The 26,463-nt window shown below is 62.3% G+C and carries 20 protein-coding genes; 13 read left to right on the top strand and 7 right to left on the bottom strand.

The features are described from left to right. Positions 1-43: 43 nt before the first annotated feature. Positions 44-1,642 carry a carbamoyltransferase C-terminal domain-containing protein gene (locus SX243_05440; GenBank protein MDY7092403.1) on the bottom strand — a complete coding sequence of 533 codons (1,599 nt, stop codon included), beginning with the start codon at positions 1,640-1,642 and terminating at the stop codon, positions 44-46. 3 nt (positions 1,643-1,645) lie between these two features. After that, positions 1,646-4,084: an ADOP family duplicated permease gene (locus SX243_05435; protein ID MDY7092402.1), complete on the bottom strand. Its 2,439-nt coding sequence runs from the start codon at positions 4,082-4,084 to the stop codon at positions 1,646-1,648. A gap of 396 nt (positions 4,085-4,480) precedes the next feature. On the opposite strand from SX243_05435, the gene SX243_05430 reads away from it, so the two are divergent. Both SX243_05430 and SX243_05425 read left to right on the top strand, forming a co-directional pair. After that, positions 4,481-6,127, top strand: coding sequence for a cyclic peptide export ABC transporter (locus SX243_05430; GenBank protein MDY7092401.1), 1,647 nt, complete (start codon positions 4,481-4,483; stop codon positions 6,125-6,127). A 203-nt stretch (positions 6,128-6,330) separates the two neighbouring features. Then, a complete protein-coding gene (locus tag SX243_05425; GenBank protein MDY7092400.1) occupies positions 6,331-8,286 on the top strand; it encodes a sulfatase-like hydrolase/transferase in 1,956 nt (651 codons plus the stop codon). Between the two features lie 42 nt (positions 8,287-8,328). Here the strand turns inward: SX243_05425 and SX243_05420 are convergent, their stop codons facing one another. The 3 genes from SX243_05420 to SX243_05410 form a co-directional block, all read right to left on the bottom strand. Further along, positions 8,329-8,691, bottom strand: coding sequence for a hypothetical protein (locus SX243_05420; protein ID MDY7092399.1), 363 nt, complete (start codon positions 8,689-8,691; stop codon positions 8,329-8,331). A gap of 64 nt (positions 8,692-8,755) precedes the next feature. Then, positions 8,756-9,259, bottom strand: a complete 504-nt coding sequence (locus SX243_05415) for an isoprenylcysteine carboxylmethyltransferase family protein (GenBank protein ID MDY7092398.1) — start codon at positions 9,257-9,259, stop codon at positions 8,756-8,758. A gap of 58 nt (positions 9,260-9,317) precedes the next feature. Further along, entirely contained in the window at positions 9,318-9,692 is a 375-nt protein-coding gene (locus tag SX243_05410) for a hypothetical protein (GenBank protein MDY7092397.1), read from the bottom strand. A gap of 133 nt (positions 9,693-9,825) precedes the next feature. On the opposite strand from SX243_05410, the gene SX243_05405 reads away from it, so the two are divergent. The 4 genes from SX243_05405 to SX243_05390 all read left to right on the top strand — a co-directional run bounded on the left by SX243_05405 (position 9,826) and on the right by SX243_05390 (position 17,394). Beyond that, positions 9,826-10,335 (top strand): DinB family protein, encoded by a 510-nt coding sequence (locus tag SX243_05405; protein ID MDY7092396.1) that lies wholly within the window; start codon positions 9,826-9,828, stop codon positions 10,333-10,335. A 153-nt stretch (positions 10,336-10,488) separates the two neighbouring features. Further along, complete coding sequence (locus SX243_05400) at positions 10,489-12,414, top strand: sulfatase-like hydrolase/transferase (protein ID MDY7092395.1); 1,926 nt, start codon at positions 10,489-10,491, stop codon at positions 12,412-12,414. Positions 12,415-12,626: 212 nt separating this feature from the next. Then, positions 12,627-16,118 (top strand): choice-of-anchor Q domain-containing protein, encoded by a 3,492-nt coding sequence (locus tag SX243_05395; GenBank protein MDY7092394.1) that lies wholly within the window; start codon positions 12,627-12,629, stop codon positions 16,116-16,118. Positions 16,119-16,260: 142 nt separating this feature from the next. Further along, a complete protein-coding gene (locus SX243_05390) occupies positions 16,261-17,394 on the top strand; it encodes a TPM domain-containing protein (protein ID MDY7092393.1) in 1,134 nt (377 codons plus the stop codon). A 46-nt stretch (positions 17,395-17,440) separates the two neighbouring features. Here SX243_05390 and SX243_05385 read toward each other — a convergent pair whose 3' ends face one another. Then, positions 17,441-18,001 carry a hypothetical protein gene (locus SX243_05385; GenBank protein MDY7092392.1) on the bottom strand — a complete coding sequence of 187 codons (561 nt, stop codon included), beginning with the start codon at positions 17,999-18,001 and terminating at the stop codon, positions 17,441-17,443. A 169-nt stretch (positions 18,002-18,170) separates the two neighbouring features. On the opposite strand from SX243_05385, the gene SX243_05380 reads away from it, so the two are divergent. From SX243_05380 to SX243_05360, 5 genes are all read left to right on the top strand, one after another. Continuing rightward, positions 18,171-19,070, top strand: a complete 900-nt coding sequence (locus SX243_05380) for a DUF2007 domain-containing protein (protein ID MDY7092391.1) — start codon at positions 18,171-18,173, stop codon at positions 19,068-19,070. A 21-nt stretch (positions 19,071-19,091) separates the two neighbouring features. Beyond that, positions 19,092-19,964: a hypothetical protein gene (locus SX243_05375; protein ID MDY7092390.1), complete on the top strand. Its 873-nt coding sequence runs from the start codon at positions 19,092-19,094 to the stop codon at positions 19,962-19,964. 89 nt (positions 19,965-20,053) lie between these two features. Further along, positions 20,054-20,500: a DUF4231 domain-containing protein gene (locus tag SX243_05370; GenBank protein MDY7092389.1), complete on the top strand. Its 447-nt coding sequence runs from the start codon at positions 20,054-20,056 to the stop codon at positions 20,498-20,500. Between the two features lie 37 nt (positions 20,501-20,537). Continuing rightward, positions 20,538-21,041, top strand: coding sequence for a PepSY domain-containing protein (locus tag SX243_05365; GenBank protein ID MDY7092388.1), 504 nt, complete (start codon positions 20,538-20,540; stop codon positions 21,039-21,041). Positions 21,042-21,697: 656 nt separating this feature from the next. Further along, the gene (locus SX243_05360; protein MDY7092387.1) at positions 21,698-23,035 is read left to right on the top strand and encodes an ATP-binding protein; all 1,338 of its coding nucleotides are present in this window, start codon (positions 21,698-21,700) and stop codon (positions 23,033-23,035) included. A gap of 122 nt (positions 23,036-23,157) precedes the next feature. On the opposite strand, the gene SX243_05355 is transcribed toward SX243_05360, so the two are convergent. Beyond that, positions 23,158-23,406: a prolyl oligopeptidase family serine peptidase gene (locus SX243_05355; protein MDY7092386.1), complete on the bottom strand. Its 249-nt coding sequence runs from the start codon at positions 23,404-23,406 to the stop codon at positions 23,158-23,160. 587 nt (positions 23,407-23,993) lie between these two features. Here SX243_05355 and SX243_05350 point away from each other — a divergent pair. Together SX243_05350 and SX243_05345 are read left to right on the top strand one after the other, a co-directional pair. Next, complete coding sequence (locus SX243_05350) at positions 23,994-24,815, top strand: hypothetical protein (protein ID MDY7092385.1); 822 nt, start codon at positions 23,994-23,996, stop codon at positions 24,813-24,815. 170 nt (positions 24,816-24,985) lie between these two features. Then, complete coding sequence (locus SX243_05345; GenBank protein MDY7092384.1) at positions 24,986-26,077, top strand: hypothetical protein; 1,092 nt, start codon at positions 24,986-24,988, stop codon at positions 26,075-26,077. Positions 26,078-26,463: the final 386 nt, after the last annotated feature.

Here is a 26,463-nt window from a genome sequence, read left to right as displayed (position 1 = left end):
ATTGGATTGTGACTTATAGCCTTGATCGATTGGAGAGCTCAACTCAACCCCCCCGCTCCCCCGCCACCACCGCTTCCCGCTCCTCCCGGGCCGCCGGGTTCTCGAATAGCGCGCCGTCGTAGTAGACGAGATCGAGCTCGGTGGTCTCGAGGATCTCGGCGGCTTCGCTGAGGCGGGAGACGATGGGCTTGCCCTTGATGTTGAGGGAGGTGTTGAGGAGCACCGCGGGGTGGCCGAGGGCGGCGAGCTCGTCGAGGATCTCGTAGACCAGGGGATTGTGCTCCCGGCGCAGGGTCTGGACCCGGGAGGAGCCGTCGGCGTGGGTGATGCCCGCCAGGGCCTCCCGATGCTCCGGCCGCACGTCGGCGGAGAAGCTCATGTAGGGGGAGTCGGCGGGGAGGTCGAAGTAGCGGTCCACCTGCTCCACCGCCACCACCGGTGCGAAGGGGCGGTAGGGTTCGCGGAACTTCACCTTCTGGTTGAGGGTGTCCTTGATCCCCGGATAGCCCGGCAGCGCCAGAATGCTGCGGTTGCCCAGGGCCCGGGGGCCGTGCTCCGACTTGCCCTGGACCACCCCGATGATGCGGCCGTTCGCCAGCAGCCGGGCCATCTCCGCCGGGTTGGTGGCGCGGTGGGAGAACTTTTCCCGGAAGGCGCCGGCGCCGGCTTCGTCGAGGAGCGGCACGCCGTCCCAGGCGCATTCCTCCACCCGGGTCTGGGGGAAGAGGTCGCACAGGCTCCCCAGGGCGATGCCGCAGTCGTTGGAGTTGGGCGGCACATAGAAGTTGTAGTCGGGGTATTTGCGCGCCAGGTTGCTGTTGCTCAGCACGTTGAGGGCGCAGCCGCCGGTGAGGCAGACATTGCGGGTCTCCAGCAGGTCGCGGTTCTCCCGGAAGACTTCTTCCATCAGCTCTTCCATGGCCAGCTGAACGTTGCACGCCAGATCGCGGCCGGCCTGGCCTTCCAGACAGTCGACCTCGAAGGGAATGCCCGCCTCCCGGGCGAAGGCCTCCAGGTCCGTGGGGTGCTGGAAGGAGCGCATGGCCTTGCGGATGGCTGCCAGGAGCTTTTCGTCCCGCCGGCCGTAGGCGGCCAGGCCCATGAGCTTGCCGGCGATGTCCAGACCGAAGGTGAATTGGAAGGCCTTGCGGGAGCGAATCTCGGCGATGAAATTGCCCAGGAAGCGGTAGCAGCCGCCGAGGTTGGTGTCGATGCGCTTCAACAGCCGTACTCGGCCCTTGCTCCCCTGATAGAGATTGATCCAGCCGTCGTTGCCGCCGCCGTCGATGGAGACGATGAGGCACTCGTCAAAGGGCGAGAGGGCATAGGTGCCGGCGGCGTGGGCGCGGTGGTGGGTGGTCTCGACGAAGCGGCGGGCGGGGACGTGCTCCTGAATCACCGGCTGGTGCTCTTCGGGAATCCAATTGCCGATGCAGAAGTCGAAGCTCTCGACGCCGGTGAGGCGGCCCACGGTCTCCAGCGTGCGGTCGAGCTGAACCCGGAATTCCTCCGGCTCCCGGGAGTAGGCGAAATAGCGCTGGCCGAAAAGGCGCTCACACTCCAGGATCAGCCGAACCTGGTCGTCGACGGAGACCGTCACGTTGGCGTCGTGGCGGGTGTGCAGGGACAGGATGCTCGCCATGGTTCATTCTTCCTTCAAAGCGATCAGAGGATCCACCTGGATGGCCCGCCGCGCCGGGAAATAGCTGGCGACGAGGACTACGGTGGCGATGACAAGGGAAACCAGGAAGTAAGTGGTCAAATCGAAGTGCAGCACGCCTTCCAAGAGATCCGAGAGCACCCGGGCCAGCGCCCAGGCGGCGAAGAGGCCGAGGCCCAGGCCCATCACCAGCAGCACCGCGGCGTTGCCGAAGACCAGCTGGAAGAGCTGGCCCTTCTGGGCGCCGAGGGCGCGCCGGATGCCTAGCTCGTGGGTGCGGCGGGCCACCGAATAGGAGAGGGTGCCGTAGACCCCGAGGATGGTCAGCACCAGCGCCAGGCCGGCGTAGAGCCCCATGAGGGTGGTGCTGAAGCGCTCCTCTTCCTCCTCCGCCCGCAGCCGCTGCTCGATGGTGGCGATGTCGAAGACGGGGATGGACGGACTGATGCTGGTCACCATCTCCCGCAGCTGGCGGGCGACCTCCCCCGGGGGAGCGGAGCTGCGCACCAGCAGGGCGAAGTTGGCCGGACCGAGCTGGGACATGGAAAGCAGGACGGTGGGGTTGGACTCGCCGCTCAGCCGATAGGCCAGGGCCTCCTGGGGATAGACCCCCACCACCGTGGTCCAGGGTGCCTCCACCCGGCCGCGGAAACGCTTGCCGATGGCTTCCTGCCCCGGCCACATGAGCTCGGCGAAGCCGTCGCTGATCACCGCCGCCCGGGTCGCCTGGGTGTCGTCGCCGCTGTTGATCTCCCGGCCCTTGATCAGCGGGATGCCCAGCGCCGCCAGGGCGTCGGCGCTGACCAGGTGCAGATCCGCCTGCAGCCGGCCATCCTCCGGCGATTGTCCCTCGGGATAGACCTCGAGGATGGTGCCGTTGATCCCCGGAATGCCGGGGTACCAGAGCAGGGCGTCTTCGGTGGCGGGGAGGTCCCGGGCGGCCTCCAGGATCTGGCGGTAGCGGGCGAAGACGTTGGACCAATCCGCCACCTCGTCCCCCACCAGCTCCAGGCGCATGGCGGTGAGATTCTCGCTGTCGTAGTTCATGCCCCGCTGGTGCAGATCCTGGAAGCTCTTCCACAGCAGCCCCGCCGCCACCAGCAGCACCACGGCGGTGGCGATCTCCACCACCAGCAGGGGGCGCAGGCTGCGGCTGAGGGCTGAGGAGCCTTGCTCCCGGCCGCCGGCGGGGCGCAGGCTGTCCATCAGCTCCAGGCCGCCCACCCGCAACGCCGCCGGCAGGGTCACCACCAGGCTGGTGAGCAGGGTCAGAGCCGCCAGCACCGCCAGCACCGTCAGGTCCACCTCGACGCTCACCAGCGGCGGCAGGGCCAGGGCGGCGGGCATCACCTGAGCTCCCCACACCGCCAGCAGGCAGCCTACGGCGCCGCCGGCCAGCGCCAGCAGCAGCCCCTCCAGCAGCACCTGGCGCATCAGCTGGCGGCGGCTGGCGCCGAGGGCGGAGCGCAGAGCCAGCTCCCGGTGGCGGTTGTGGGCGCGCACCAGGATCAGGCTGCCGACGTTGATGCAGCCGATGAGCAGCACGAAGAGGGAGCCGGCGAAGAGCAGGTTGAGGGTGCGGTCGAGGTTGCCGAAGACGTACCATTTGAGGCTGTTGACCAGCGCTCCGTACTCCTCGTTGACCGGGTACTCCTGAGCCAGGACTCCGGCGATGCGGTCCATCTCCTCGCGGCTGGCCTCCAGGCTGACGCCGGGCTTCAGCCGGGCCAGGATGCCGCCCATGGACTTCGACATGCGGTCTTCCAGCACGCCGGGTCCGAAGACCTCGGTGGTGGTAGTGAGGGGCATCCACAGATCCACCGGCTGGTGCGGCGCGTGGTCCTCGAAGGAGAGGGGAATGTCCACGTAGTCTTCCGGCAGCACGCCGATGATGGCGTAGGTACCGCCGTCCAGGGAGATGTTCTGCTCCAGGATGTCCTCCGCCTCCCGGAAGCGGTCGCGCCACAGGCGATGGCTGATCAGCGCCACCGCCGCTCCCTGGCGGTCCTCCTCATCGGTCCAGGTGCGGCCCTGGGCGGTCTCCACCCCCAGCAGGCGGAAATACTTCGCCTCGGTGTAATTGACCCGCAGCCGCTCCGCCGCGCTGCCGGTGAACATCACTCGGTAGCGGTAGTGCATGAACGACGCCATCTCCTCGAAGACCTCGTTCTGCTCGTCCCAATCCTGAGCGTTGCGGTAGGACGGGCTGTAGGCCACGCCGCCGCTGGGCAGGTAGGTCTCCTGCAACACCACGAGATCTTCTGCGTCCTCATAGGGCAGGGGATTGATGCCCAGGGCGTTGACCGCGCTGAGCATCAGCGCGCTGCCGCCGATGCACAGGGCAAGGACGGCGACCACGAGGCCGGTGAAGGCCGGCCGGCGGGCCAGCGAACGGAGGGCGTGTTGAAGATCTTTGCTCAGCATTCAGGGACTCCCTGCTCTTTAGACGGATCGAAGCGTCGCATGTTGCGCTGGACGAAGATACCGCGGCGCACCGAAGACTGAGCGCGGCGCTCTAGGACTGTGCTCCGGAGCTTCAACGGCTTGGCTCGCCCGAGTCCGTTGGAGGCTCCGGCGACCGGCCGGCGGCCATCCCCAAGCCCCAGTCTTGGACGACTCGGTACAGGTGTGCCCCTCGGAGCCCAGATTAGGACACGCGCGGGCCGAGAAGCCGATTCCACTGCCGCTGTTGCCGTCAACGCTGCCGCTGGGGAGCGGGGCGGGTATGCTATGCCTCGTCCGCCGCTGGGCTTTCTCTGATTTGTCCGGGTCTGATTTGTATTCGCCTGATCTGTTCTCGACCGTCTTGGGTGGCGCCCCGTGAGAATTCTTCGTTTCCTTCTTCGCCGAGCCCCGGGTCCGCTCTTCGTCGCGGTGCTGGCCGGCTTGCTCAGTGGTTCCAGCAGCGCCGGGCTGCTGGCCATGATCCACTCCATCGTCGAGGAGCCGGAGGCCGCCGCTGGTTCGCTGCGGGTGATTTGGGGCTTCGTCGGCCTGCTGGCGCTGGTGGCGGTGAGCCGGGTGGTCTCCGACGTCCTGTTGGTGCGCCTCGGCCAGCGCCTGGTGCTGGAGCTCCAGGTGCAGCTCACCCGCTCGATCCTCGCCACCCCCCTGGGCCGCCTGGAGCAGCTGGGCAGCCACCGCCTGCTGGCCACCCTCACCCATGACGTCGGCGCCATCAGCGAGGGCATGGTGCAGATCCCCACCTTGAGCGTCGGCAGCTCCATCATCCTCGGCTGTCTGGTCTACCTGGGCTGGCTGTCACCGCCGCTCCTGCTGATGCTGCTGGCGGTGATGGCGGTGGGCATCGTCACCTACCAGCTGCCGCTGCTGGCGGGGGAGCGCCGCTTCGCCCAGGCCCGGGAAGAGCAGGACGTGCTCTTCAACCGCTTCCGCTCCCTCACCGAAGGCATTCAGGAGCTCAAGCTCCACCGCCGCCGCGCCCACGCCTTCGTCGGCCTGGTGGAAGCCTGCAGCCGCGGCCTCTTCCGCCTCCACGTCGCCGCCATGACCATCTTCAGCGCCGCCGCCAGCTGGGGAGCGCTGCTCTTCTTCGTGGTCATCGGCGTCCTGGCCCTGGGCGGCGCCGCCTGGCTGGGCGTCGACAACCGCGCCATCCTCGGCTACACCATCATCCTGCTCTACATGATGAATCCCCTCCAGGGGGTGCTCAACTCGCTGCCCACCTTCGGCCAGGCCTCGGTAGCGTTGCAGAAGGTGGAGCATCTCCAGCTCTCCCTGGAGCAGCCCGTCACCACCGAGAGGCCGCGGGCGGAGTCCTCCCTAGCCTGGGACACGCTGCACCTCCGCGGCGTCAGCTACGACTACGGTGACGCCGACGGCCGCTTTGTGCTGGGGCCTCTCGATCTAACCTTCGAGCCTGGCGAGCTGGTCTTCCTGGTGGGCGGCAACGGCAGCGGCAAGACCACCTTCCTGCGCATCCTGGTGGGCCTCTACCCGCCCAGCGGCGGCGAGCTGCGGCTCGGCGACCGGGCTTTGGATCCGTCGGAGATGGAGGAGTACCGTCAGCTCTTCTCGACGGTCTTCGCCGTCCCCCATCTTTTTGACGCCCTACTCGGTCTCGACGATCCTCATCTGGACGAGAAGGCGGCGGAGTACCTGCGCCAGCTGGAGCTCGAAGGCATCGTCGAAGTCGCCGGCGGCGAGCTCTCCACCACCTCCCTCTCCCAAGGCCAGCGAAAACGCGTCGCCCTCCTCACCGCCTACTTGGAAGACCGCCCGGTCTACGTCTTCGACGAATGGGCCGCCGACCAAGACCCCCACTTCCGCGAGATCTTCTACCGCCGCATCCTCCCGGACCTCCAAAACCGCGGCAAAACCATCTTCGTCATCAGCCACGACGACCGCTACTACAACCTCGCCGACCGCATCCTCAAGCTGGACTACGGCAAGGTGGTGTACGACGGGGGGTACGAAGAGTCCCCCTACGCGTTGGGTGTTGGCTGAACCCCTCGATCACTTTCCCTCTCTCGATGATTCTGCAGGCGAGACTTGATTTCTCGCTGTTAATCTTCTGTTATTGGCTACAATAATTCTTTGCTGTTAATCTTCCCTGGCTGCATTCTTTACTGACATCTCTGGGTTCGGGCTTCCAAGTAAATCGGGTCCGTTCTGCTCATCCCGAGCGGGCGGAGAAGGGAGATTTGCCGATGCGCAGCGAACTCAAATATCTTGCACTAGTGCTCTGTCTACTTTGGTCTGCCCCGAGTCTCTATGGTCAGTCGGATTCACCGAATATCGTTTTCATCATGCTCGACGATCTGGGTTGGGCGGACGTGGGAGTCAACGGAGGCACTAACCCGACGCCGGAGATGGATACTCTGGCATCTCAGGGCTTTAATTTTACGAACTACCACACTATGGGGGCTCGTTGCAGTCCCACGCGAGCTTCAGTCCTTACCGGCCTCGACCCTATTACCTTCGGCATCGACGTAGGAGTTCCGGACGACGCTCCTCGCTCGATCCCCTCCACTATTCCGACCCTTCCTCAAGTTCTAGCGCTGCCGAACATCGACTATGCAACCTGGCATATCGGCAAATGGCACTTGGGCATTCTAGAGCCTCATCATGGGCCCTGCGGCATGGGCTTTGAGCGCTCCCGCCGCTTGATTCGGGATGACCGGACCGATCCGGAGGTCGAATTCGAATGTGCGGTGACTCTAACCTTTCAAGATAGCCACGCCACCCAGGTGCTGACCGACGAAGCGATAGATTTCTTCGAGGACCATTTGATCAACGTAGACCCTCGTCCTTTCTTCCTCAATCTCTGGTACTGGGCTCCCCACACGCCCTTGGACCCGCCCCCGGTCATCACCGCCTCGGTGCCTCCTGAGGATCGGCACAAATATCTGCCGGAATATTGTCCCCCGGGGATCGAGGACCCGCAGGGCGACACTGAGGAACGGCAGAACTTCGACGCTCTCGTCTGTTTTGTCGACTATCAGATCGGTCGCTTGGTGGACAAGCTGGAAGAGCTGGATCTAATGAGCGACACGCTCTTCATCGTTACCAGCGACAACGGCGGGACCCATCAGTCTTGGCATGGCCCCAATGGACCTTTCCGAGGCTCCAAGCCCGAGACCTTCGAGGGAGGAATCCGCGCCCCCCTGATCGTCCGTTGGGATGGGAACTTGGCTGCGAACCAGGAAGACGATTCGCTGCTCTACAGCTTCGATTGGTTCCCGACCTTCTTCGACCTCGGCGGCGGTGACCCTCTGTCCTTGCCCGTTGACGGGCGCAGCTTCGCTTCGCTGCTCAAAGGAGGGACCTATTCTCCCCAATCCATCCCTCGCTTTTGGGAGTCCCGGTTTTCTAAGAGCGAATTCCAGTCGACCAGCAACGTTCTAAACTGGGGCGCGATGCGCCAAGACCAGTGGAAGCTCGTAGTCGAGCCGACTGTGGGAGGGGATCATCATACGTATCTGTTCAATATTGACCTGGATCCTTACGAGCAATCGGACCTTTCGCTTGCCGAGCCGCTCATTACCTCGTGGCTCTATCAGGAATACATGCTGTGGAGAAAGGAGCAGTCGAGGATCCCTTTGACTCCCACCGCTAGCTCGACGAATGCAGGAGTGACGGTGACCACCGATCCCAATTCCGGAGAGGACATCTATCAATTCGACGGCACCGATGGCCTACTTCATCTGACTTACGACGAGCGGAAGAATTTTCATGACACCCACTTCAGCTTCGTGGTCGATGTCAAGCCGGATCAAACCAACGTCAAGCAGATGCTCGCTTCGAGCCAAGGGGCCTGGAAGCTTGTGCTGCGCCCGGATGGCACCGTTGCCCTCAACATTACGGGAGAGAACAACGGGCCGAATACGATTCTCGTCAGCGGTCAGCCCATTGCATCTGGGCAATGGCACCGAGTGGCCTTCACCGTCCGCAACTGGTGGCGAGGTGGTAGTGCTGCGAGTACCGTCCGGCTTTTCGTCGGCAACCAGCCCATCGTCGAGACGAACTTGATCGTCCCGGCGGAAACCAGTCCCCGCCCCGTCAGTTTGGGGGCCAAGCAATTCACCTATGAGTTTCCCTTTGCTGGGGAGATGAAGAATTTCTCGCTCCACACCATGGATCTGTACCCTCAGCAGATCCGCTAACCCGCCCGGGGTTATCCTCGCTCAATCGGCAAGGTCCAACTCTCAACCACCCTGGCCGGGCTGGCCCACTTCGGGCCGCCCGGCCGGATCCTCTTCCCACAGATCCCCCACCTGCAGCGCCAGCTTGCGCACCAGCCCCTTGTAGAGCAACACCGACCGCCCAAAGGCAACCTTCTCCAGGGTCGTGACGGCCACGTAGACCAGGGCGATGAGGGTCACCGCTAGCTGGAAGTCGGTGAAGAAGCCAACGGCTGCCAGCAGTACCCCGAACAGAGTCGCCGCAATGATCACGCTGCGGATCCGCCGGTGGGTGATGGCGTCGTCGAAGCAGCGGCGGAGGAGGTCGTGCTCTTCGTCGGTGAGGTCGAGGGCCGTGGAGTCGAGAGGTTGGTTTGGGTTGGTCATCGTGTCATCCAGTCTCAGTTGTAGCTCCGGATCGAGGGAGGGGGAGTGTGCGAGGAGAAGTGATTTAGGTGCCCGGGCGATCCGTCGGTTCGTAGGCCCGCAGGCGGAACCACCAGCAGGGTACCGCTTCTCGGTACCTCCGAAACGGCGCACCGAACTCGGCTTCCAGGTACCGTTCCTCGATGGGGCGCACGAAGAAGTTCCAGATCATACCGCCCGCCAGCACGTACGCCAGGGTCAGCGGCGAGTGCAGCCAAACGCCGACGCAGGCTCCTTGGGTCAGCCCCGCGACGGTCATGGGGTTGCGGATGTGGGCGTAGGGTCCGGTGGTGACCAGCCGCCGGGCTCCGTCCATCGGTAGGGGCGTTCCCAAGCCCGCTACTGCCATGGTCGCGCCGCTGAGCAGTCCGAGGGTTCCCGCCAGGGCGAACACCGTCCAGGGAATCGCCGGAGGAAGGCTGAAGGAGAGCCGGGGAATGCCCAGCGCCCGCTCGACCTCGATCAGCGCCCACGGCATGACCAGCAGAAAGAAGCTCCAAAAGAGCACCGTCTGCAGCCCCGTCTTCACCAGATTCCGCGCGGCGCTGCCCTGCGCGGCCCTTCGGAAGAAGCGGAGAGGATTGAAGCTAGCCATGGCGAGCGGCGGCGAGGGTCGTCAGGGCGGCCGGTCCGAGCATCAGCAGCGTGGCCAGCCAGGCATCGCCCGTCAGCAGGCTTCGTCCGAGGCAATAGAGCGCCGCGTAGAGCACCGCGCCGGCGGTGAGCCACAGGGCCACTTGGGCGCTGGCGCTGCCCCGGAGCACCAACCAGCCGCAGACCGCCGACCCTCCGACGAAGCTCGCGATTTCGGCGAGCCAAAAGGAAAACAGCACCCCTTCCGGCTCCCCAGCCGCCAGGAAGAAGCCGCGGGACTCAGGCCAGGCGAGCAACATGCCCCACCAGGCGACGCCCAGAATCGCTTGGAGAACAAGGTAGGCGGCCCAGACGGTTCGCTCTGTCACGCCAGGCTCCATCCGGACACCGACTCAGGCCTTCTGCCGAAGGGCCTGGGTGAGACCGCTGTATGCTCGTGGCTCAGCCTACCGGCGATCCTCAAGCTCCCTCTCCACTGCTTCATAAGGCGTACCCTAACCCATGAAGATCCACGACCTCCAAACCCTCTTCGACTACAGCTACTGGGCCAACGAGAAGCTCTTCCGAGTCATCGAGCAGCTCTCCCCCGACGAGTTCACTCGCCCGGTGGCGGGGAGCTACGGCTCCATCCGCAACACCCTGGTGCACGTCCTGAGCACGGAGCGGGGCTGGCTGGAGCGCTGCGGAGGCCCGGCGCGGGGGCCCAAGCTGGAAGCGGCTGCCTATCCCACCGCTGCTTCCCTGATCGAAGAGTGGCGCCGGGTCGAGGGCTCCGTGCGCGAGTTTCTGGCTGAGCTAGACGAAGAAGATCTCCAACGCTCCGCCGAATACCCCGGAGCCGGCGGCGCCATCCGCTCCATGCCGGTAGGCGAGCTCCTGCACCACACCGCCAACCACGCGGTCCACCATCGCGGGCAGGTTGCGGTGCTGCTGCGGGAGTTAGGGTATGCGCCGGGGAATGTGGATCTGCTCTTCTACTTCGCCGAGCAACATGGCGTGAAGGCCTGGTAGCCAAAGTCGCAGGAGGCTGCCAGCTCAACCAGTAGCCTCCTGAACCAGCCCCTGTCACCAACCCCCAGCCCCCCGGAAACTACTCTCCAACAACTCGCTCGGAACAATCTCCCCGGTGCGCCTGCGGGTGCGGCAGGAGAAAGGAGAGGGGATATGTGGGCTCGTCGACTGGCTTGGACGGTGTCTCTGGGGCTCGCTCTGGTCGCGGTGGAGGTGGGGGCGCAGCCGGATCCGCCGAATCTTGTGTTCATCATGCTTGACGACATGGGATGGAGTGATGTGGGGGTGTACGGGGGGAGCAATCCGACGCCGGAGATGGATGCGTTGGCGGCGGAGGGGGTGCAGTTCTTGTCGTACTACACCATGGGGACACGGTGCAGCCCGACGCGGGCTTCGTTCTTGACCGGGCTCGACCCTGCGGCTTTCGGCATGGACGTGGGGGTGCCGAAGGATTCTCCGCGGGGGGTTCCGGGGGGCGTGCGGACTCTGCCGGAGGCGCTGGGGGAGCCGGGGGTGGACTATGCGACCTGGCACGTGGGGAAGTGGCATTTGGGCATCCGGGAGCCCCACCACCGGCCCTGCGGCAAAGGCTTCCAGCGCTCCGTGCGGCTGCTGCGGGAGGATTACATCGATCCGGACGTGGATATCGACTGCAGCGGCATCGCGGTGCCTTCGGAGGGGCATGCGACGCAGGTGCTGACGGATCGGGCCATGGAGCTCATCGGGGAGCATGTGAGCAGCGGGGACTCCCGCAGGTTCTTTTTAAACCTTTGGTATTGGGCGCCGCACACGCCGTTGGAGCCGCCACAGACGGCGCCGATGCCGGGGATGGATCCGCAATATTTGCCCGAACATTGTCCGGAGAGGATCGAGGATCCCCAGAGCGATGCCGACGAGCGGCAGAATTTTGATTCCTTGCTCTGCTTTGCGGACTTCCAGATCGGCCGTCTGGTGGATTTCTTAGAAGAGCTCGGTCTGATGCAGGAGACGCTCGTGGTGGTCACCAGCGACAACGGCGGGACGCACCAGCCGTGGCATGGTCCCAACGGGCCGTATCGGGGGTTCAAGACCGAGACCTTCGAGGGTGGGATTCGGGCGCCGTTGATCATGCGTTGGGATGGAGCCTTGGACCCGGGGGAGGTCAACGATGCGTTGATTTACAGCTTTGATTGGTTCCCCACCTTCTTGGAGCTGGCCGGCGGCGATCCCAGTGGGGAAGCTGTCGAGGGGCGGAGCTTCGCCGTGCTCTTCGATGACTCCACCTACTCGCCGCCGCCCAGGGCGCGGTTTTGGGAGTCGAAGTTTTCGAAGCAGGAGTTTCAGAGCACTACTCACGTGCTCAATTGGGGAGCGCTACGGCGGGGGCAGTGGAAGCTGGTGGTGGAGCCGGTGGAGGATGGGCCGCATCGGGAGCATCTCTTCGACATCGTGGCGGATCCCTTCGAGACGACGGACCGTTCCGGCGACTTTCCCAACCGTACCGCCGCCATGATGGAGGACTATCTGGAGTGGCGGGGCGAGGTCTCGAGGGTTCCCCTGGCTCCCTACACCGAGGGCGGTGCCGGCATCACCACCGGGCCGGGGGGAGAGCTGGAGTATGAGTTCTCCGCCCTCGACCCCGGGCTGGTGCATCTGACCCACGACGATGGGAAGAATTTCCACGCTGCGCACTTCACCTTCGTCGTCGACATCCTGCCGGAGGCGACCAACGTCAAGCAGCTCATCGCCTCCAGCGCCGGAGCCTGGAAGCTGGTGCTGCGGGAGACGGGGATCGTCGCGCTCAACATCACCGGCGAGAACGATGGTCCCAACACCATCCTCGAGGCCACGGTGCCCCTCACCGCCGGGGAATGGCATCGGGTGGCCTTCACGGTGCGATATTGGCGTGGGCCGCTGAGCACGGCGCGGCTCTTCATCGACGATCGCCCGATCATCGAGGCGCCGCTGCTGGCGCCGCCGGAGACCAGCGAGCGGCCGGTGAGTCTGGGGGCGCGCTTCAACCTCGATCACCCCTTCGGTGGCCGCATGACCCGCGCCGCCCTGCACATGCTGGACCTCTATCCCCAGCAGATCCGCTAGCTGCCCCGCCCTGGGAGCGTTGGCCCCGTCGCTGGAGTTGTCGGAAGCCTATGCCGGCTTTTGGCCGGCTTCTGACTGGCTTGAGGACGGCGACCCGAACGCATAGGACTCGCAACGGATTCTGCTCCAGGGTGCGATAGCCCTCCGCTCCGTCCCACTGCTCTGGGTGAAGGCTTGATTTGCCAACCACCCAACCGTCTAGGAGCGCGAGCATGACCACTTTCTACGTTTCACCCCAGGGCAACAATTCCAACTCCGGCACCTCCTGGTCCGCGGCCCGTCAGACCATCGCCAGCGCGCTGTCCAGCGCCGGCAGCGGGGACCAGGTCTGGGTTGCCGCGGGGACCTACCAAGAGTCTCTGACGATGGTCTCCGGGGTCGCCCTCTACGGCGGTTTCCAGGGCACCGAGAGCTCCGTCGATCAGCGCGATCTGAGCTCGGCGAGCAGCACCACCATCATCGACGGCAGCGGGGCCAGCGCGGTGATCACGGTGCCCTCCAACGCTTCCACCTCCACCCGCATCGACGGCTTCACCGTCCAGCACGGTCAGCGGCTGATCCTGTGCAACTCGGGGAGCGCGCCGGTGATCAACGGCAACACCCTCACCGGCCAGAACGATTCCCGCGGCTACTCGTTCTCCAGCGGCGCTGTGTACTGCACAGACGCCTCGCCCACCATCACCAACAACCTCATCGTCAACAACTCGTCCAGCGCCACCATGCCCGGAATGTCGATCAACGCCGGCGGGGTCTACGCCTCCGGTGGCTCGCCGAAGATCGTGGGCAACACCTTCTACCAGAACAAGGTCAACAACATGGACACCGTCGGGCTCCCGAGCCACGGTGGGGCCCTCTACGCCGACAACTCCGACTGCACCTTCGCCGACAACATCGTCGCCAACAACAGCGTCACTGGACTTGGGCGCCAGGGGGGTGGAGTTTGGGTTTCCGGGGGATCCACGGCCCTGTCCACTAACTGCTATTGGTCCAACAGTCCCGCGGATATCTACGGCGCCAGCCTGCAGCCCGGCGATCTCCAGGACGATCCGCAGTTCTACGACCCGGGCTCGGGAGACTTCGAGCTGCAGTCCACCTCGCCATGCATCAACGCCGGCAATTCCACTTTCCTCCCTTCCGGCGACAGCACCGATCGCTACGGCGAGCCACGGATCGTGGATTCGGCGATGGACATGGGGGCCTGCGAGTACCAGGGAACGCCCCGGGTGCTGCCCATCGAGATTACCCCCACCGACGGCATCGCCCCGGTGCGCATCACCATGCAGGGGCAGACCCCGACGGCTTACATCGCCTACACCACCGACGGCTCCGCCCCCACCAGCAACAGCACCCGCTACGACGGCGAGTTCGTGCTCGAAGCGCCGGCGACGGTGAAGGCGGCGGGCTTCCAAGATGGCTGGGATCCCAGCCCGACGGTCAGCGTCGACTTCAGCACCGCGACGGTGATCCGGGTGGCGCAGTGGGGTAGCGATTCGGCTTCCGGCGCCTCCTGGGACCAGGCGAAGCAGACCCTCGGCGGCGCCATTTCCGCCGCCGGTGAGGCCACCGCCATCTGGGTCGCGGCGGGGATCTATTACGAGAAGGTGACGGTGTCGTCGTCGATCTACATCCTCGGCGGCTTCGGCGGCTGGGAGACCACGATCCAGCAGCGGGACCCGGTCAACCACCGGTGCATTCTGGACGGCAAAGGCGGCGGCACGCTGATCACCTTCGGGGCCGGCGCCCAGGCGAACTCCGGCGTCAGCGGCATGATCCTGCGCAACGCCAACCAGGGCGTTCTCTGCCAGTCCGGCTCGGCGCCGACCATCAACGGCAACACCATCCACAACCTGTCCCAGAACAAGGCCGACTGGTCGAACTGGCAGGTTGGTGGCATCGTCCTCAAGTCCAGCAACGCCCTGGTGACGAGCAACTTGATCTACCAGCTGTCCTACAAGGGGAATCCGGTGTCGTCGCTGTGGGCGGGAGGCATCTCGACCAACAGCGGTTCCCCGACGATCCTCGGCAACACCATCGACCGGGTGAGCGGCTCGGCCAATCCCAACGCCAATGCGGTGAGGGCCGCCGGTATCGTCTGCCACAACAGCGACGCGGTGGTGGCCAACAACATCTCCACCAACTGCAACTCGTCCTACGTCTCCGGGTACGGCTCGGCTCCCGGCGGCGGCATCGCCGTCTCCGGCGGCACGGTGTCGGTCTCCTACAACTGCACCTACGGCAACTCGCCCCATGCCTACGACGGAGTTTCGGCGGGCAGCGGAGCGGTGGAAGCGAATCCGCTCTATGTGAGCTGGGGCTCCGGAAACTACCGTCTGCAGTCCGGTTCCCCCTGCCTGCAGGCCGGCTCGCCGGCCGTGCTGCCTCCGGGCCGCACCTTCGACATCCAGGGTCTGGCGCGGGAGGTCTCCGGGCAGGTCGACCTGGGCGCCTATGAGAACCAGCTGTCGAATCCGCCGGTGATGATCCAAGGAGAAGGCATGGTGCCCTCCGTGCTGGCTGCCGAGGCGGGTCCCGGGGCGACGATCCGGTATACCGTCAACGGCAGCACTCCGAGCGTCACCAGCCCGGTCCTTTCCGTGCCGTTGATGGTGACCCAAACCACTGATGCCAAGCTGGTGGCCTTTGCCCCGGACGGCTCCATGAGCCGGGTGGTGGAAGCGCGCTTCGAGCCCCCGCTGGCGACCCTCTACGTCAGTCCCGGCGGCAGCGACAGCGCCAACGGCTCCAGCTGGTCTCAGGCCTTCGCTACGGTCAGCCACGCCCTCTCTGCCGCCGAAGCCGGCACGGCGATCTGGGTGGCGGCGGGCACCTACCAGGAGAAGATCAGCGTGCCGCCGCAGGTCTCCCTCTTCGGCGGTTTCGCCGGTACCGAGACCTCTCTCGAACAGCGCGATTGGGCCACCCACACGAGCATCCTCGACGGTGGCGGCAGCGGCACGGTGGTGAATATCGCCGCGGACGCCCAATCCGACACGGTGGTGGATGGCTTCACCATCCAGAACGGCACCTTCGGCGTCGTCGCCCAGGGGCCGAGCTCGCCGATCATCAGCCACAACATCATCCAGAACCACAGCGGGTCCTGGAACGGCATCCCGAACGTGATCCAGAACGCCGGTGCGGTGCAGCTCCACGGCGGGGCTCCGCTGCTGGCCAACAATCTGATCACCGGCAACTCCTACACCAACGGCTTCACCGGTTCCGGCGTCCGCGCCGGCGGCGTGTGGCTCGCCAGCGGCCGGCCCATGGTGGTCAACAACACCATCGTCGGCAACTCTCTCTCCGCCCCCGGTGCCGTCGCCAGCGGTGCTCTCGGTGCGGGGATCTGGATCAGCGGCGGGGAGCCGGTGCTGATGAACAACATCGTCGCCGACAACAACGCCACCGCCGACGGCGGCGGCGCGGTGGGCGGCATCAGCAAGACCGGCGGCTCTGCGACCCTGGACTACAACTGTGTCTACGGCAACCAGGGTTCCAATTACGCCGGCGTCAGCGCCGGAGCCCACGGCATCTCCGTGGACCCCGCCTTCGCCGACGCCGCCAGTGGCAACTATCAGCTGGCCTCCGGCTCCCCCTGCATCAACGCCGGCTCCAACGGTGCCCCGGCCTTGATGAGCCTCGACCTCTTGGACAAGCCCCGGGTGGTGGGTTCGAGCGTCGACATGGGGGCCTACGAGTCGCAGTCGTAGCCTTCCCTTCACTCGTTCTCCCTGGCTTGTCTTCCCTGGCTCGGGCCGCGACCTTCGGTCGTGGTCCGGGCATTTTTGCTTGGAGAGCTTTAGGTGAATATGACATAATAAAAGATATTTGCCTTCTGAAGGAGTCCACTCCATGCGTTCATGGCCGGCTGACGTCCGACGGTCGTCTCGATTCTGCAGCTTGCTCCTGGGGGTGATTGGGCTCGTTGGAGCTTTCACCGCCCAGGCCGTCACCGTGCAGGACATTCCGGATCCCCGCCCGGATGGTTGGGTGGTGGATTTGACGGGGACTCTCGATCCAGAGCACCGACTTCAGATCGAGACCTCGGCTCAGCGGGTCCAGAGCTACGGAGGCGAGCTGGTGGCGGTGCTGGTGAAGGATCTCTCCGGGGCCGATCCCCGCACCTTCGCTACCGCCTTGGGCAATCGCTGGAATCTCAACCCTCGCGGCGCTCTCTTGCTCGTCGCGACGGAGGCGCGGGCTGCCGAGATCGTCCTTGGGTATCGCGTGGACGGTTCCCGCCAGGTCTCCATCAGCCAGAGGATTATGGACCGCCACATGGTGCCGCGCTTCCGCGAGGGAAATTACGGTGCGGGCTTGCTGGCCGGTGCTCGGGCGGTAGAGCAGAGGATCTTGGCCTCGGAGGCTCCCGCTGATGCACCAAGGGCTGCGTCGCGGGCTCCGGAGGTTCCCACTCGAGCCCGTCCTGGGGAAGCTCCAGGCAACGGCTTCTCGCCCAAGGAGCTGCTGCGCCACCCCTATGCTCCTGCGCTTGGTGGCTTCTTGGCCCTTGGCGGGCTGATCTTCGCCTACGCCTGGCCCCGGCGCCCGCGCAGCTGCGAGCGGTGTGAGGTGCGCAGGGTCAAGCTCGGGGAGGAGGAAGACGACGCCCACCTCTCCCGCCCCGAGCGCATGGAAGAGAATCTCGGCAGCGTCGACTATCTTCTGTGGGCCTGCCCTCGCTGCGGGGACATCCTCAAAGTGCGCCTCCAGAGATTCTTTACCCGCCTCAAGCGGTGCCCGGAATGCAACTACGTGACCATGAGTCGCGTGCGCACCGTGCTGGAGCACGCGACCACCGTCAGCGAGGGGCTGGCGGAAGTGGTCGAGGATTGCGTCCACTGCGACTTCCACTCGGTCTCCCACCACCGGATACCCCGCGTGCCCGAGGATGACGACGACGATAACGGCTGGAGCAGCTTCAGCTCGTCGTCCTCCGGCGGTGGGAGCTTTTCTTCCGGATCCGGGGCGAGCGGTCGGTGGTGAGGGCTCGGGGGCTTTTGGAGCCCTCGCCACCTGACGGACCTACGGCTTATAGGCTCTGCCGCCGCCGGTACCTCCGCACCCGCCGCCGCACTCCGAGCCAATAGACTAGCGAGTACCCGATGATCAGCGCCCCCGCTGCCAACGACCCCGCAATCCCCGCCGCCACCAGCCAGGACTCATCCTCCGGCCGTACCACCAGCGCATTCCAGGCTCGCCAGATCCCGTATCCAAAGCGCCCCACCACCACAAGAATCAACGTCAGCACAAGCCATCGCCGCGCCGTCACGTACAACCCGTCCGCGGTTTCCTCCCACCGGCTGATGGCCAAGCTCAGCCAGCCCAACAAGCCGCCCATCACGAATCCGCCGCCCACGTACGGCAGCGCCCGCGGCTCCCACACACTCGTCACCGCCGCGGTGGCCAAGAGGGTCGACGCCGAAAGCGCAAAGGCGAAGCTATTCGCCAACGCCAAACACCCCCGCGCCTTCCGCCGCGACGTCGCCACCCGATACCGGTTGAAGATGCCCAGCGGGAACAGGATGGCGATGAGCGCCAGGATGGCGAAGAAGAGGGCGATCAGGGCGAAGGGGATGAGGACGACGGGCACGGGGGGAGGTTATGCGGGTTGGTTGGGTGGGGCAAGGAGATTCCCGCTGCGCAAGCGGCCCGTAAGTACGGCTTTATGTTGTGGTAGAATAAAAGAATCTATGTCTTTGTAGTGGAGCGCACTCTCGTTGAACTGTAGACCTCCGGAACCCGAAGGAGGGTAGTTGGAGATGCTGTGTCCTGATTGTGGGAAAGAATATCGAGACGGTTCCGATAAATGCGCTGATTGTGGTACCTCGTTGATCGACAGTCCTTCGAGCGAGGCTCCTTCCAACGAACCAGCTGATCCTCAGGCGTCGTTGGGTCTGGAAACGGTGTTGTCGTCCGGAGATGGCGGCTTGATCACCCTCGCGGAGTCCATCCTGGACGAACACGGGATCGAGTATGCCCAGCGCAACGATAGCCTCCAGGATCTCTTCGCCGGCGGGCGGTTGGGGGCGGGCTTCAACCCGGTCGTTGGTCCCGTCGAGCTGCGAGTGCCGGCGGAGAACGCGGAGGCCGCCCGGCAGGCGCTGGCGGAGCTCCTCAGATCCCAGCACGAGAGGGCTGCCGGGCAGAAGGACTCCGCGGCAGGAGTTGACGACGAGGAGCCCCCGGAGGCCGACGGGGAAGCAGCCGTTGCGCAGAACGAGCAGGAGCCGTCCCAACGAGCCAAGAAGGTCTTCCAGCTGCTGGTCCTGGTGGAGTTTCTGTCCTATGGCATCGGTAGCTTTCTCTATGACGAAATGGTGCTGAGAATTCCTGACCGACTGTGGGAGATGCTCGATGAAGCCTTGCCGCCGGGCTTTCTGACCTTTGCCTCATCCGAGCTTTACACCGTGACCTTCTTCGCCTGGGCGCTGGCCTCTCTTGGAATGCTGCTCTTCTTGCGCCCAGCACGGCTTTTCTATGCTGCGCTGTGGGTTTGGATTCTCGCTCTGGCTGCTTGGAGTACAGCCTCCATCGACTATGGATGGTCTGGATTCTGGAGCCTCTTGGGGCACCTCTTGGGAGGAGCGATCATTGCCCTCTCGTTCTATGGACCGATCAGCGTCGCGTTCAAGAAGGGTATTTCATCGGATGATTCCTGACTCGCCCTTGGAGGTTCTTTCTTGAACGACCACCAGCGAATCCTCGATGCGATCGACGAGGTACTAGGCCGAGGCGAGTTCATGTCCATCGTGGAGGCGGGTCCGGAGGGGACCCTCTTGGGGCAGGTCTCGGGGGACGGTGACGCTTCCATTTGTATAGAGATTCTGCACAACGCGTATCAGAATCCGAGCTTCCACTTTTCGAGGATTCAGCGCGAGCAGTTTCGCTCCCGAGGTTGGAAGGCGGCAGGGAAGGAGTTTTGGACCAGGATCTGGCCCGATGCTTCGACCCCCGAAGCTCGAGCTCAGATTGCATCGGAAGCACTGGACCTTCTCCATCAAGTCTCCGGCGCCGCAGGCGAGATCGAGATCGAGGTCGTCCCGCATATCTTCGAGCCGACTCCTGCAGAGCTCCTCGCTGAGGCTCAGAACCAGCCAGAGTTCCAGGGCGACGGCATCATCACCATCCTGGGATCGGATCCGAAGGGGACTTGTCTCGGACAATTCGTGGTGGCCGACGACGCCGAGATCTGCGCTCAAGTGATCTACAACGCCTACCGACAGCCGGGCTTCCACCTTTCGGAGGAGCACCATGAGGAGCTTCACTCCCGAGGCTGGGCGTTGGAAGGTCGGAACGAGTTCTGGACCCGAATCTGGCCCGACGCTTCCACCCCAGAGGCTCGCTCGGAGATCACGGCGGAAGTCATCGGATTTCTAAGGGAACTCTACGGAACCAAGATCAAGATCGAGTTCGTCTTCCATGTTCCCGATCCGCCGGGGGCAGGCGAGCTCTACCATCGGATGCTGGCGAGCGTGAAGAGCGACTCGTTGGGTTGGACGGTGCTTTGGGTTGTGGTGGCGTTCTTGCTGCTGGTGGGGATGCAGCTTCTGTAGAAGATCCCCTTGGTTTACACTTAGATCTAGAATTCTGAGCTGTCAACGAGGGTTTGCGATTCGATTCAAGACCATAGGGGAATAGTGGTTTGAGCTCTGAAAACGCGCAGTTGGGATATGTCGAGGAGCAAGTCAATCGAGAGATTGACCTCTACACGAAGAGAAAGCGGTTCAATCGCAAGGCAGCCTTTCTATTTACGGTCGTACCAGCAACACTTGCTGCGCTAGCCACCGTCTTTATCGGTGCGTCAGAGATCCTCGATTCCCGGTGGCTGCCTATTCTTGCGATGGTAGCAACTGGTGCTGCCTCGATTCTAAGCACCTGGGAGGCCCTGTTCGCGAACAAGAAGCTTTGGCGAGTCAATAATCGCGCTTTGACGGATCTCTACGAGCTCAAGTCGGACATGGAGTATCGGATGAAGGCCCAAGACTCTCCACTTGAGCTGAGAGAAGCTGATGAGTACTTTGAGCGGCTCAAGCGAGTCCGAGCAAAGGGCGAGAGAGGCTATCAGCGTGCGATGGGTGAAGAGGTTTGATGTGACCTGAAGTCTTGCCGGCGGTGAGGGATCTTCGGTGGTCCGCCACTTCTTCGGTACCGTGAGAACGGTCCACTGCCGATTCGGGGTGCGAGGGGATCAGCGTCAGGTCGTGCGCGGCACGACTGACGCTGCCTTTCTGGTGTTTCTCTTCCTGGTTCTGAACGGTCTATGCTTGTGGGCTCGTCGCCGCTGGTCTCGACGCCGGGTTCGCAATGTGGGCTGGTGCCAGCGCGGCCTGCTGGGGAAGGCAAGGGACTTCAACTTGCACAACACCGTTGGTCTTTGGATGGCTCGGCCGCTGGTGGTGATCGTGGCCAGCGGCGTCGCGAGGCGCTATTGCTGGGCCACTTACTTGGTATGCGGCCTCAGTGGCGGCGAAGCGCCGGCACGGCCGAAACGGTTCCGCGACCACGGAACGTGGCACCGGAGGAGGAGGTATTGTCGGTGGATCTTTGTGGACCCAGATGAGTTCTTCGCTGTGACTGAGGGCCGGTCGTACAATGGCGATCCACCGGCTTCCGACTGTTCCCGTCCGTAAAAGGACCGATGTCCTCTGGGGACCTCGGGAGCGGGCGGATCAGTGCGGTGACTTAGACCTAGACCGCCTCAGTGGGAAAGTGTTGAGTTGGTCGACCTCGAAAGATCACTATCCCTCCGACAGCTTCGCCCACTACTGCCTGCGCTGGTTAGATACTGATGAAATCGGCAGTTTTGGCGAAGATTCCCTCGCTGCCGTTGCCTCCGCCGGTGCTGTGGTCTTGGGCTGGGCCGGCCTATTTCTCACCTGGCGCCGCCCCTTCCCCTGCCGGAAGAAACGCCGAAACGAGTCTCTGGGATCAGACACTCTTGCGGACTCTGTGAAGGATTGGCGCCGTTCTGTCCGAGCGCAGAGCTGACCTCATAATTTGGTGCGGCAGCAGAGACCGTGAATCTGTGGCCATTGAGTGGAGGCTGCCGCTTTGGCTCTGCATACCATCAAATATGCATGGTTACTGATATGCGCGTATCTCCCTTTTTCGGGAGGGCTCTTAGGGTACTAGTAACAGTTGCCACGGATGATCAATTTCTTGTCTCTCTTTGGCATCGTAGTGGAACTAATTCTAGGGATAGGTAAGACATCGGGGCTATCCGTGGAACTGCCAAGCTGACTTAGGAGTCGAGCGCAATCAGTTCAAGACTACTCTGGTGGACAGTATGTTCGGCGAACTGGAGGTACTTGCCGGCTGGTTCTCCTTGGCCGCGCATTTCCCTCTGGCAGCTGGTTGGGTCACAATCAAAGGAGATTCAGTGCTTAGGGCGATTCTAGATTTTGACGACTATGACGAGGTCTTTACTCCTGGTGCACCGATGGAGAATGGGAGATTCTTTTTTGGTCGAGATCAAGAGCTTAGCGACTTGGAAAGGGCGATCAAACGCCGTGGGCACCATCCAATTGTGATCGGTAATAGAGGTGTCGGAAAAACCTCCCTTGTACGGCAAGCCTTCACAAATCAGGGTGTCAAGTCCGTATTTGTGACCTGCAACTCAAGAATCTCCTTCGATGAGTTTGCTCGAAACACTCTTGAGGAGATTGGGTTAGATATTTCTTCCGTTGAGGTGAGGGATTCAGCGGTTAGATCCTTTGAGGGTAAGGGCGCTCCCTTCGGAGTTGGCGCAAGGGCCACCCGAGCCTCAAAGACGGATACTACGAGAAAGCCACTCTGGGCCAATGAGATTGACCCATGGACTTTCTATCGTTTGCTCCGGAAGCACCCAGAGAAAATTGTTATCATTCTTGATGAATATGATGTGGTTGGTTCGAGGAAGAATAGAGAATTTCATGGGGCTACTGCTGAGCTAATAAAGACTCTTGCCGATAATAGTCTTGATTGTGATAGCAGGCTTGTGGTTGTTGGCGTGTCGCACTCTGCTCAAGCTTTGCTTGGGCGCCATGAAAGCATCGAGCGGAGTGCTCGGGAGATATATTTGCGTCCATTACGCCGTGAGGATGTTGCAGATTTTCTCTCGCAGGCCGAGCAGAGTCTCGGTTTTGAATTTCTTCCTCAGGTGAAGAGATCGATAATTATGAACTCAGGGGGTTATCCTTATTTCGTGCACCTGGTTGGTCTGGAGTGCCTTGATGCGATGACTCGGCGGGCCGGGGAAGGCCGGTTGGTTGAGATGGTGGACTACGAGAACGCAATGCGTCGATCCGTGCAGCGAGCTTTTCGATCGGAGCTGCGGAAATATAGAGAGGCTATGCTAAAGCTGGGCGAGGGAGAGATGGCGTTGGTCAGGATGCTGGCTCGAATTAGCATAGATAGGGGGGTCACTCGCGCAGAGCTAAGGAATCGTCTTAAGAAAAATGGCGTAAATCCTGGGGAGTTTAATGACATGCTGTTGAGGCTGCAGCAAGAAAGACACCTGGTCTACATAAGTCGGAATAAGGATGAAGTTAGGTTTGCTGATCCGCTAATGGCCCCTTTCTTAAGGCTTGCGATTTTTCCAAAGAGAGAGTCGCTGGATAGGGACCAGTTGGAGCTTTTTGGCTAGTGCGCATTTTCGTGGACGAGGAACGGAGGGGGGGGGTATTGATCCTTGAGTGGAAGATTTTGTGCAAGGGCAGCAACCAAAGGATCGCGGGCTTCTCTCTGTCTACGCTACACGATGAGCCTTTATTTTGCGTTCGCCGTAGCCCCCCCCAACCACTCCCCAAGCCACCGCACCACCTCCACCGTCGAAGTCACCCGATTCTTCGTGTTCCGGAAGCCGTGCCCTTCGTTGGGGAAGAGGATGTAGCGGACGGGGATGTTGCGGCGTTTGAGGATATCGACGACTTGTTCGGCTTCGACGATGGGGACGTTGGTGTCGTTGGCGCCATGGAGGACGAGGGTGGGGGCGGTGAGTTGGTCGACTTTGTGGATGGGAGAGAGGTGAGGATCAGTCTGCTCGAAGAAGGAGGTGCCCTGCAGGAGACCTTACCGCGGTCCCGGACTGCCCGCTCTGTGGAGGGAAAACTACGGATCGTGGAGCGGATCAGTAACCCGGAAGCTCCCAAGACTCTGACCCGGGAGAGAGCCCCACCGTGCCGAGCTGCTTGAAGTTACCCCGTGCGTTGCGTCGAGAGTTCCGTACTTACGGACGCAAGGAGGACTCCGCCTGTAGCCGCAACTTGCGGTATGATTTCACTATATAACTCGTCAAAGTACCGATTCGCGATCCGGAGGTGGCCGTGAAGCAATACCCGAGAAGAGAGTCGCGAGCCCCTGGCAGGCTCCTGCGACCGCGCGCCCTGCTCTCCGCCTGTCGCAGAGACCCATTGAATCCCCATAGTCGGCCCAGCCGGTCGGGCCGCAGTTTCGTCCAACCGCGCTCTATTTGACATCGGGAGATGGGATGAGTAGAGGGGCAGGAGCGCGGTGATGTCACATAGAGCGCTTAATGTTGTGCGTCGTGGTACGACCCAATGCATGATGGAACTCTACAGCACCTCCGACCTGAAAGATAAAGAATGAAGCTCGCCACGATATCACTGGTGCTTCTTGTTGTGGCCACGTCAGTGGTTGCCGTATTCGTCGGCCTGTCTCTGCGTGACACGGACCCGACCGCCTTCAACATACTAGGGGCCGCCTTCTGCGGCGCTGCTTTCTCCTTCATCTTTGTGCGCGTTGGCCAGATCTTGGATCGCATGGACCGGCTTCAGTCCCGGCATTACAATGCCCTTGTCAAAGCGCAGCACTACCTGAATCAGCTCCTGGTCAGAATCTCGGACAACATCTATCTCGCTAAGGGCTTCATTCAGACCGTTGCCGTTGAGCGAGATGGCACCAATGTGACGATCAGGGCTTCTGCGAATCAATTCCCGCCTTTCCCCCTAGAATCGAATCTCGCACTGGAGTTTTCCGACATTGACCTCGTTAACGATTTCGCCGAACTGCAGATTGATCTCGAGAGACTGAATCAATCGCTTGAAGCTCTAGGCGGTCACTACGCGCAGGCGACTGCAACGGTGCCGGGTTCGAAGCCCGATTACGACACGGTTCGAGGGAACATTGACCGTGTCAAAGAGAACACTGTGGCGCTAATGGGTTTCCTCGAAGAGGCAGAGTCTCGGGCATTCCAACTTCTGACTACGGTCAGGGTGCACGCGAAGTCTAAGCCCATCGCTCTCCGGCTCTTTGGGGCCATAGATCGTTCAACGAAGCGCTCCAAGAAGTTCGAAGCTGCTCTGGTCGAAGAGGAGCGTCTTTTGAAGCAGGAAATCGAGGCATCAGAGGCTAGGAGCCAGGAGACGATCGAGAGAGTCGCCGCGGGGAGAGTAAATCTGAAGTGACCGCAATGCGGCAACAACGCACAACACTTAACTGGAGCGGACGCGCAAGCGCGCCAGCTCAGTTCTCCCGTGCGGCCATAGCCCTAAACCGTCACGTTCTTAGAGGACCCGATGTGTACATGAGCCAAGGTCCGAAGACCAGATACCAGACTCAAACGAGGCTCGCTTGAATGCGTGCCAAGAGTAATGTGCGGAATCTGACTCTGATTCTGATCGCTGGTCTGATCGCTGTTGCGATTGGAATTTGGCGAATCAACAGTGCCGAACTCTCTCGCGCTCAGATCGCCGCCTTCGTCGAGAGCGCGACATCGGCCCTGGATCATCTTGCTAGTCGTGGCCTGCTGGACGATGCTCTCGGCGAGAGCGAAGAGTCGGTGGACCTGAATCAAGTCGGTAAGGAAATTGCTGTAATCCTTCGGGAAGAGATGCAGGACTTCGAAGCATCGCTGCGCCCAAGGCACCGCTGGAACCTGGTTGCTGTGGTGGTGGCCCTAGCAGGCATCTGGCTTGCATTTTCGTATTCAGTATTTACTGGCTCCGCGCAAAGGGCCTTCGACTACTTCTCAGACCTGTTTCAACCCGCCAGCAAGATCGATCTTACGGTGTCGGGTCCCGAGATCGTGACGACGGTCACAAGCCGTCTTGAAAATCGAGCTCAAATCTACCAATTTCAAGCGATCTCTTTCCTTTCACTGTCAATACTGGCCTCGGTCGCCGGCATTGCGCTGTTCCTTTATTCTGGGCATCTGGTGGCCAAGGAAGAGGCTCAGGCCACTGATCTTCTTGAAGAGATGGTCGATGATATGTCAGATGCAAGCTCTTCTCTTGCTTATGGGTTTGAGAGGATCGCTGATGACCTGGCTTGGGGTAGGCTTGAACCGCAGGTAGCAGAGGCCATATCAAAGATTGAGACTGACAAGATCGATTCTCAGATCGCAAACCTGCAGGCGATACCGCTCCAGGTCTCAATGAAGCTCATTGAAGACAAGAGCCGCCTGATCGCAACCACGACGACTAGGATTGGGTCAATTTTGCTCTTGATCTTCCTTGTGAAGGTGTTCGTTTCGGCTTATCGCTACTCTAGCCGCATGTTTAGTTTCTATTCAAGTCGGGTAGATATTATGCTATTGCTAGGCACTGAGTATCCAAGCGACTTAGCATTGCTGGCTCAGGCGCTTGGCGCCGAGCAAGTCTCATTTCCTGAAGAAGGGCCGAACTCCCTAGAGCGGCTGCTGGCGCAGAGGTCTAAAGGTGGCGACTAATGGTGTTTCTGCGGCACTGGCTCATTGGATGCCGCCGCCCAACCCGAGCGATCGAGCGAGCGGCGGGCCGTCGCTCATCGCCTGGCGTTAGGTGCCACTCGTGAGCAAGGCGAAGAGACCGGAGTTAACAGCAGGGGTGATCGCCTGTGGCCACTGCGGCAATCGAACTCTTATGCACGTCATGGCGAGCCACGAAGAGAGCCGGACTCTCATCGATCCGAATGGCCCTCCAGTCGATGTGGGTGAAGACTACGACCTTCTGAAGTGCCCCGCATGCCAGGGAATCAACTTACGTTTGATAGCGTGGGATGACTGGCATGTCGAGGCGATCACGGAGCAGGGCGATGACCCCGAAGGGGTTCTGGGCACGATTGTGTATCCGAGGC

The organism is Acidobacteriota bacterium (genome assembly GCA_034211275.1).
Classification (GTDB): domain Bacteria; phylum Acidobacteriota; class Thermoanaerobaculia; order Multivoradales; family JAHZIX01; genus JAGQSE01.
The sequence above is the reverse complement of the archived record's forward strand: the minus strand, read 5'-3'. Positions and strand labels throughout refer to the sequence as shown.

What these genes read in the sequence shown, in the direction of transcription:
- SX243_05405 (MDY7092396.1), top strand. Translation starts at nt 9,826, where the DNA reads ATGAAGATCCACGACCTCCAAACCCTCTTCGACTACAGCTACTGGGCC.
- SX243_05390 (MDY7092393.1), top strand. Translation starts at nt 16,261, where the DNA reads ATGCGTTCATGGCCGGCTGACGTCCGACGGTCGTCTCGATTCTGCAGC.
- SX243_05435 (MDY7092402.1), bottom strand. Translation starts at nt 4,084, where the DNA reads ATGCTGAGCAAAGATCTTCAACACGCCCTCCGTTCGCTGGCCCGCCGG.
- SX243_05395 (MDY7092394.1), top strand. Translation starts at nt 12,627, where the DNA reads ATGACCACTTTCTACGTTTCACCCCAGGGCAACAATTCCAACTCCGGC.
- SX243_05345 (MDY7092384.1), top strand. Translation starts at nt 24,986, where the DNA reads ATGCGTGCCAAGAGTAATGTGCGGAATCTGACTCTGATTCTGATCGCT.
- SX243_05400 (MDY7092395.1), top strand. Translation starts at nt 10,489, where the DNA reads ATGTGGGCTCGTCGACTGGCTTGGACGGTGTCTCTGGGGCTCGCTCTG.
- SX243_05380 (MDY7092391.1), top strand. Translation starts at nt 18,171, where the DNA reads ATGCTGTGTCCTGATTGTGGGAAAGAATATCGAGACGGTTCCGATAAA.
- SX243_05440 (MDY7092403.1), bottom strand. Translation starts at nt 1,642, where the DNA reads ATGGCGAGCATCCTGTCCCTGCACACCCGCCACGACGCCAACGTGACG.
- SX243_05360 (MDY7092387.1), top strand. Translation starts at nt 21,698, where the DNA reads ATGTTCGGCGAACTGGAGGTACTTGCCGGCTGGTTCTCCTTGGCCGCG.
- SX243_05425 (MDY7092400.1), top strand. Translation starts at nt 6,331, where the DNA reads ATGCGCAGCGAACTCAAATATCTTGCACTAGTGCTCTGTCTACTTTGG.
- SX243_05420 (MDY7092399.1), bottom strand. Translation starts at nt 8,691, where the DNA reads ATGACCAACCCAAACCAACCTCTCGACTCCACGGCCCTCGACCTCACC.
- SX243_05350 (MDY7092385.1), top strand. Translation starts at nt 23,994, where the DNA reads ATGAAGCTCGCCACGATATCACTGGTGCTTCTTGTTGTGGCCACGTCA.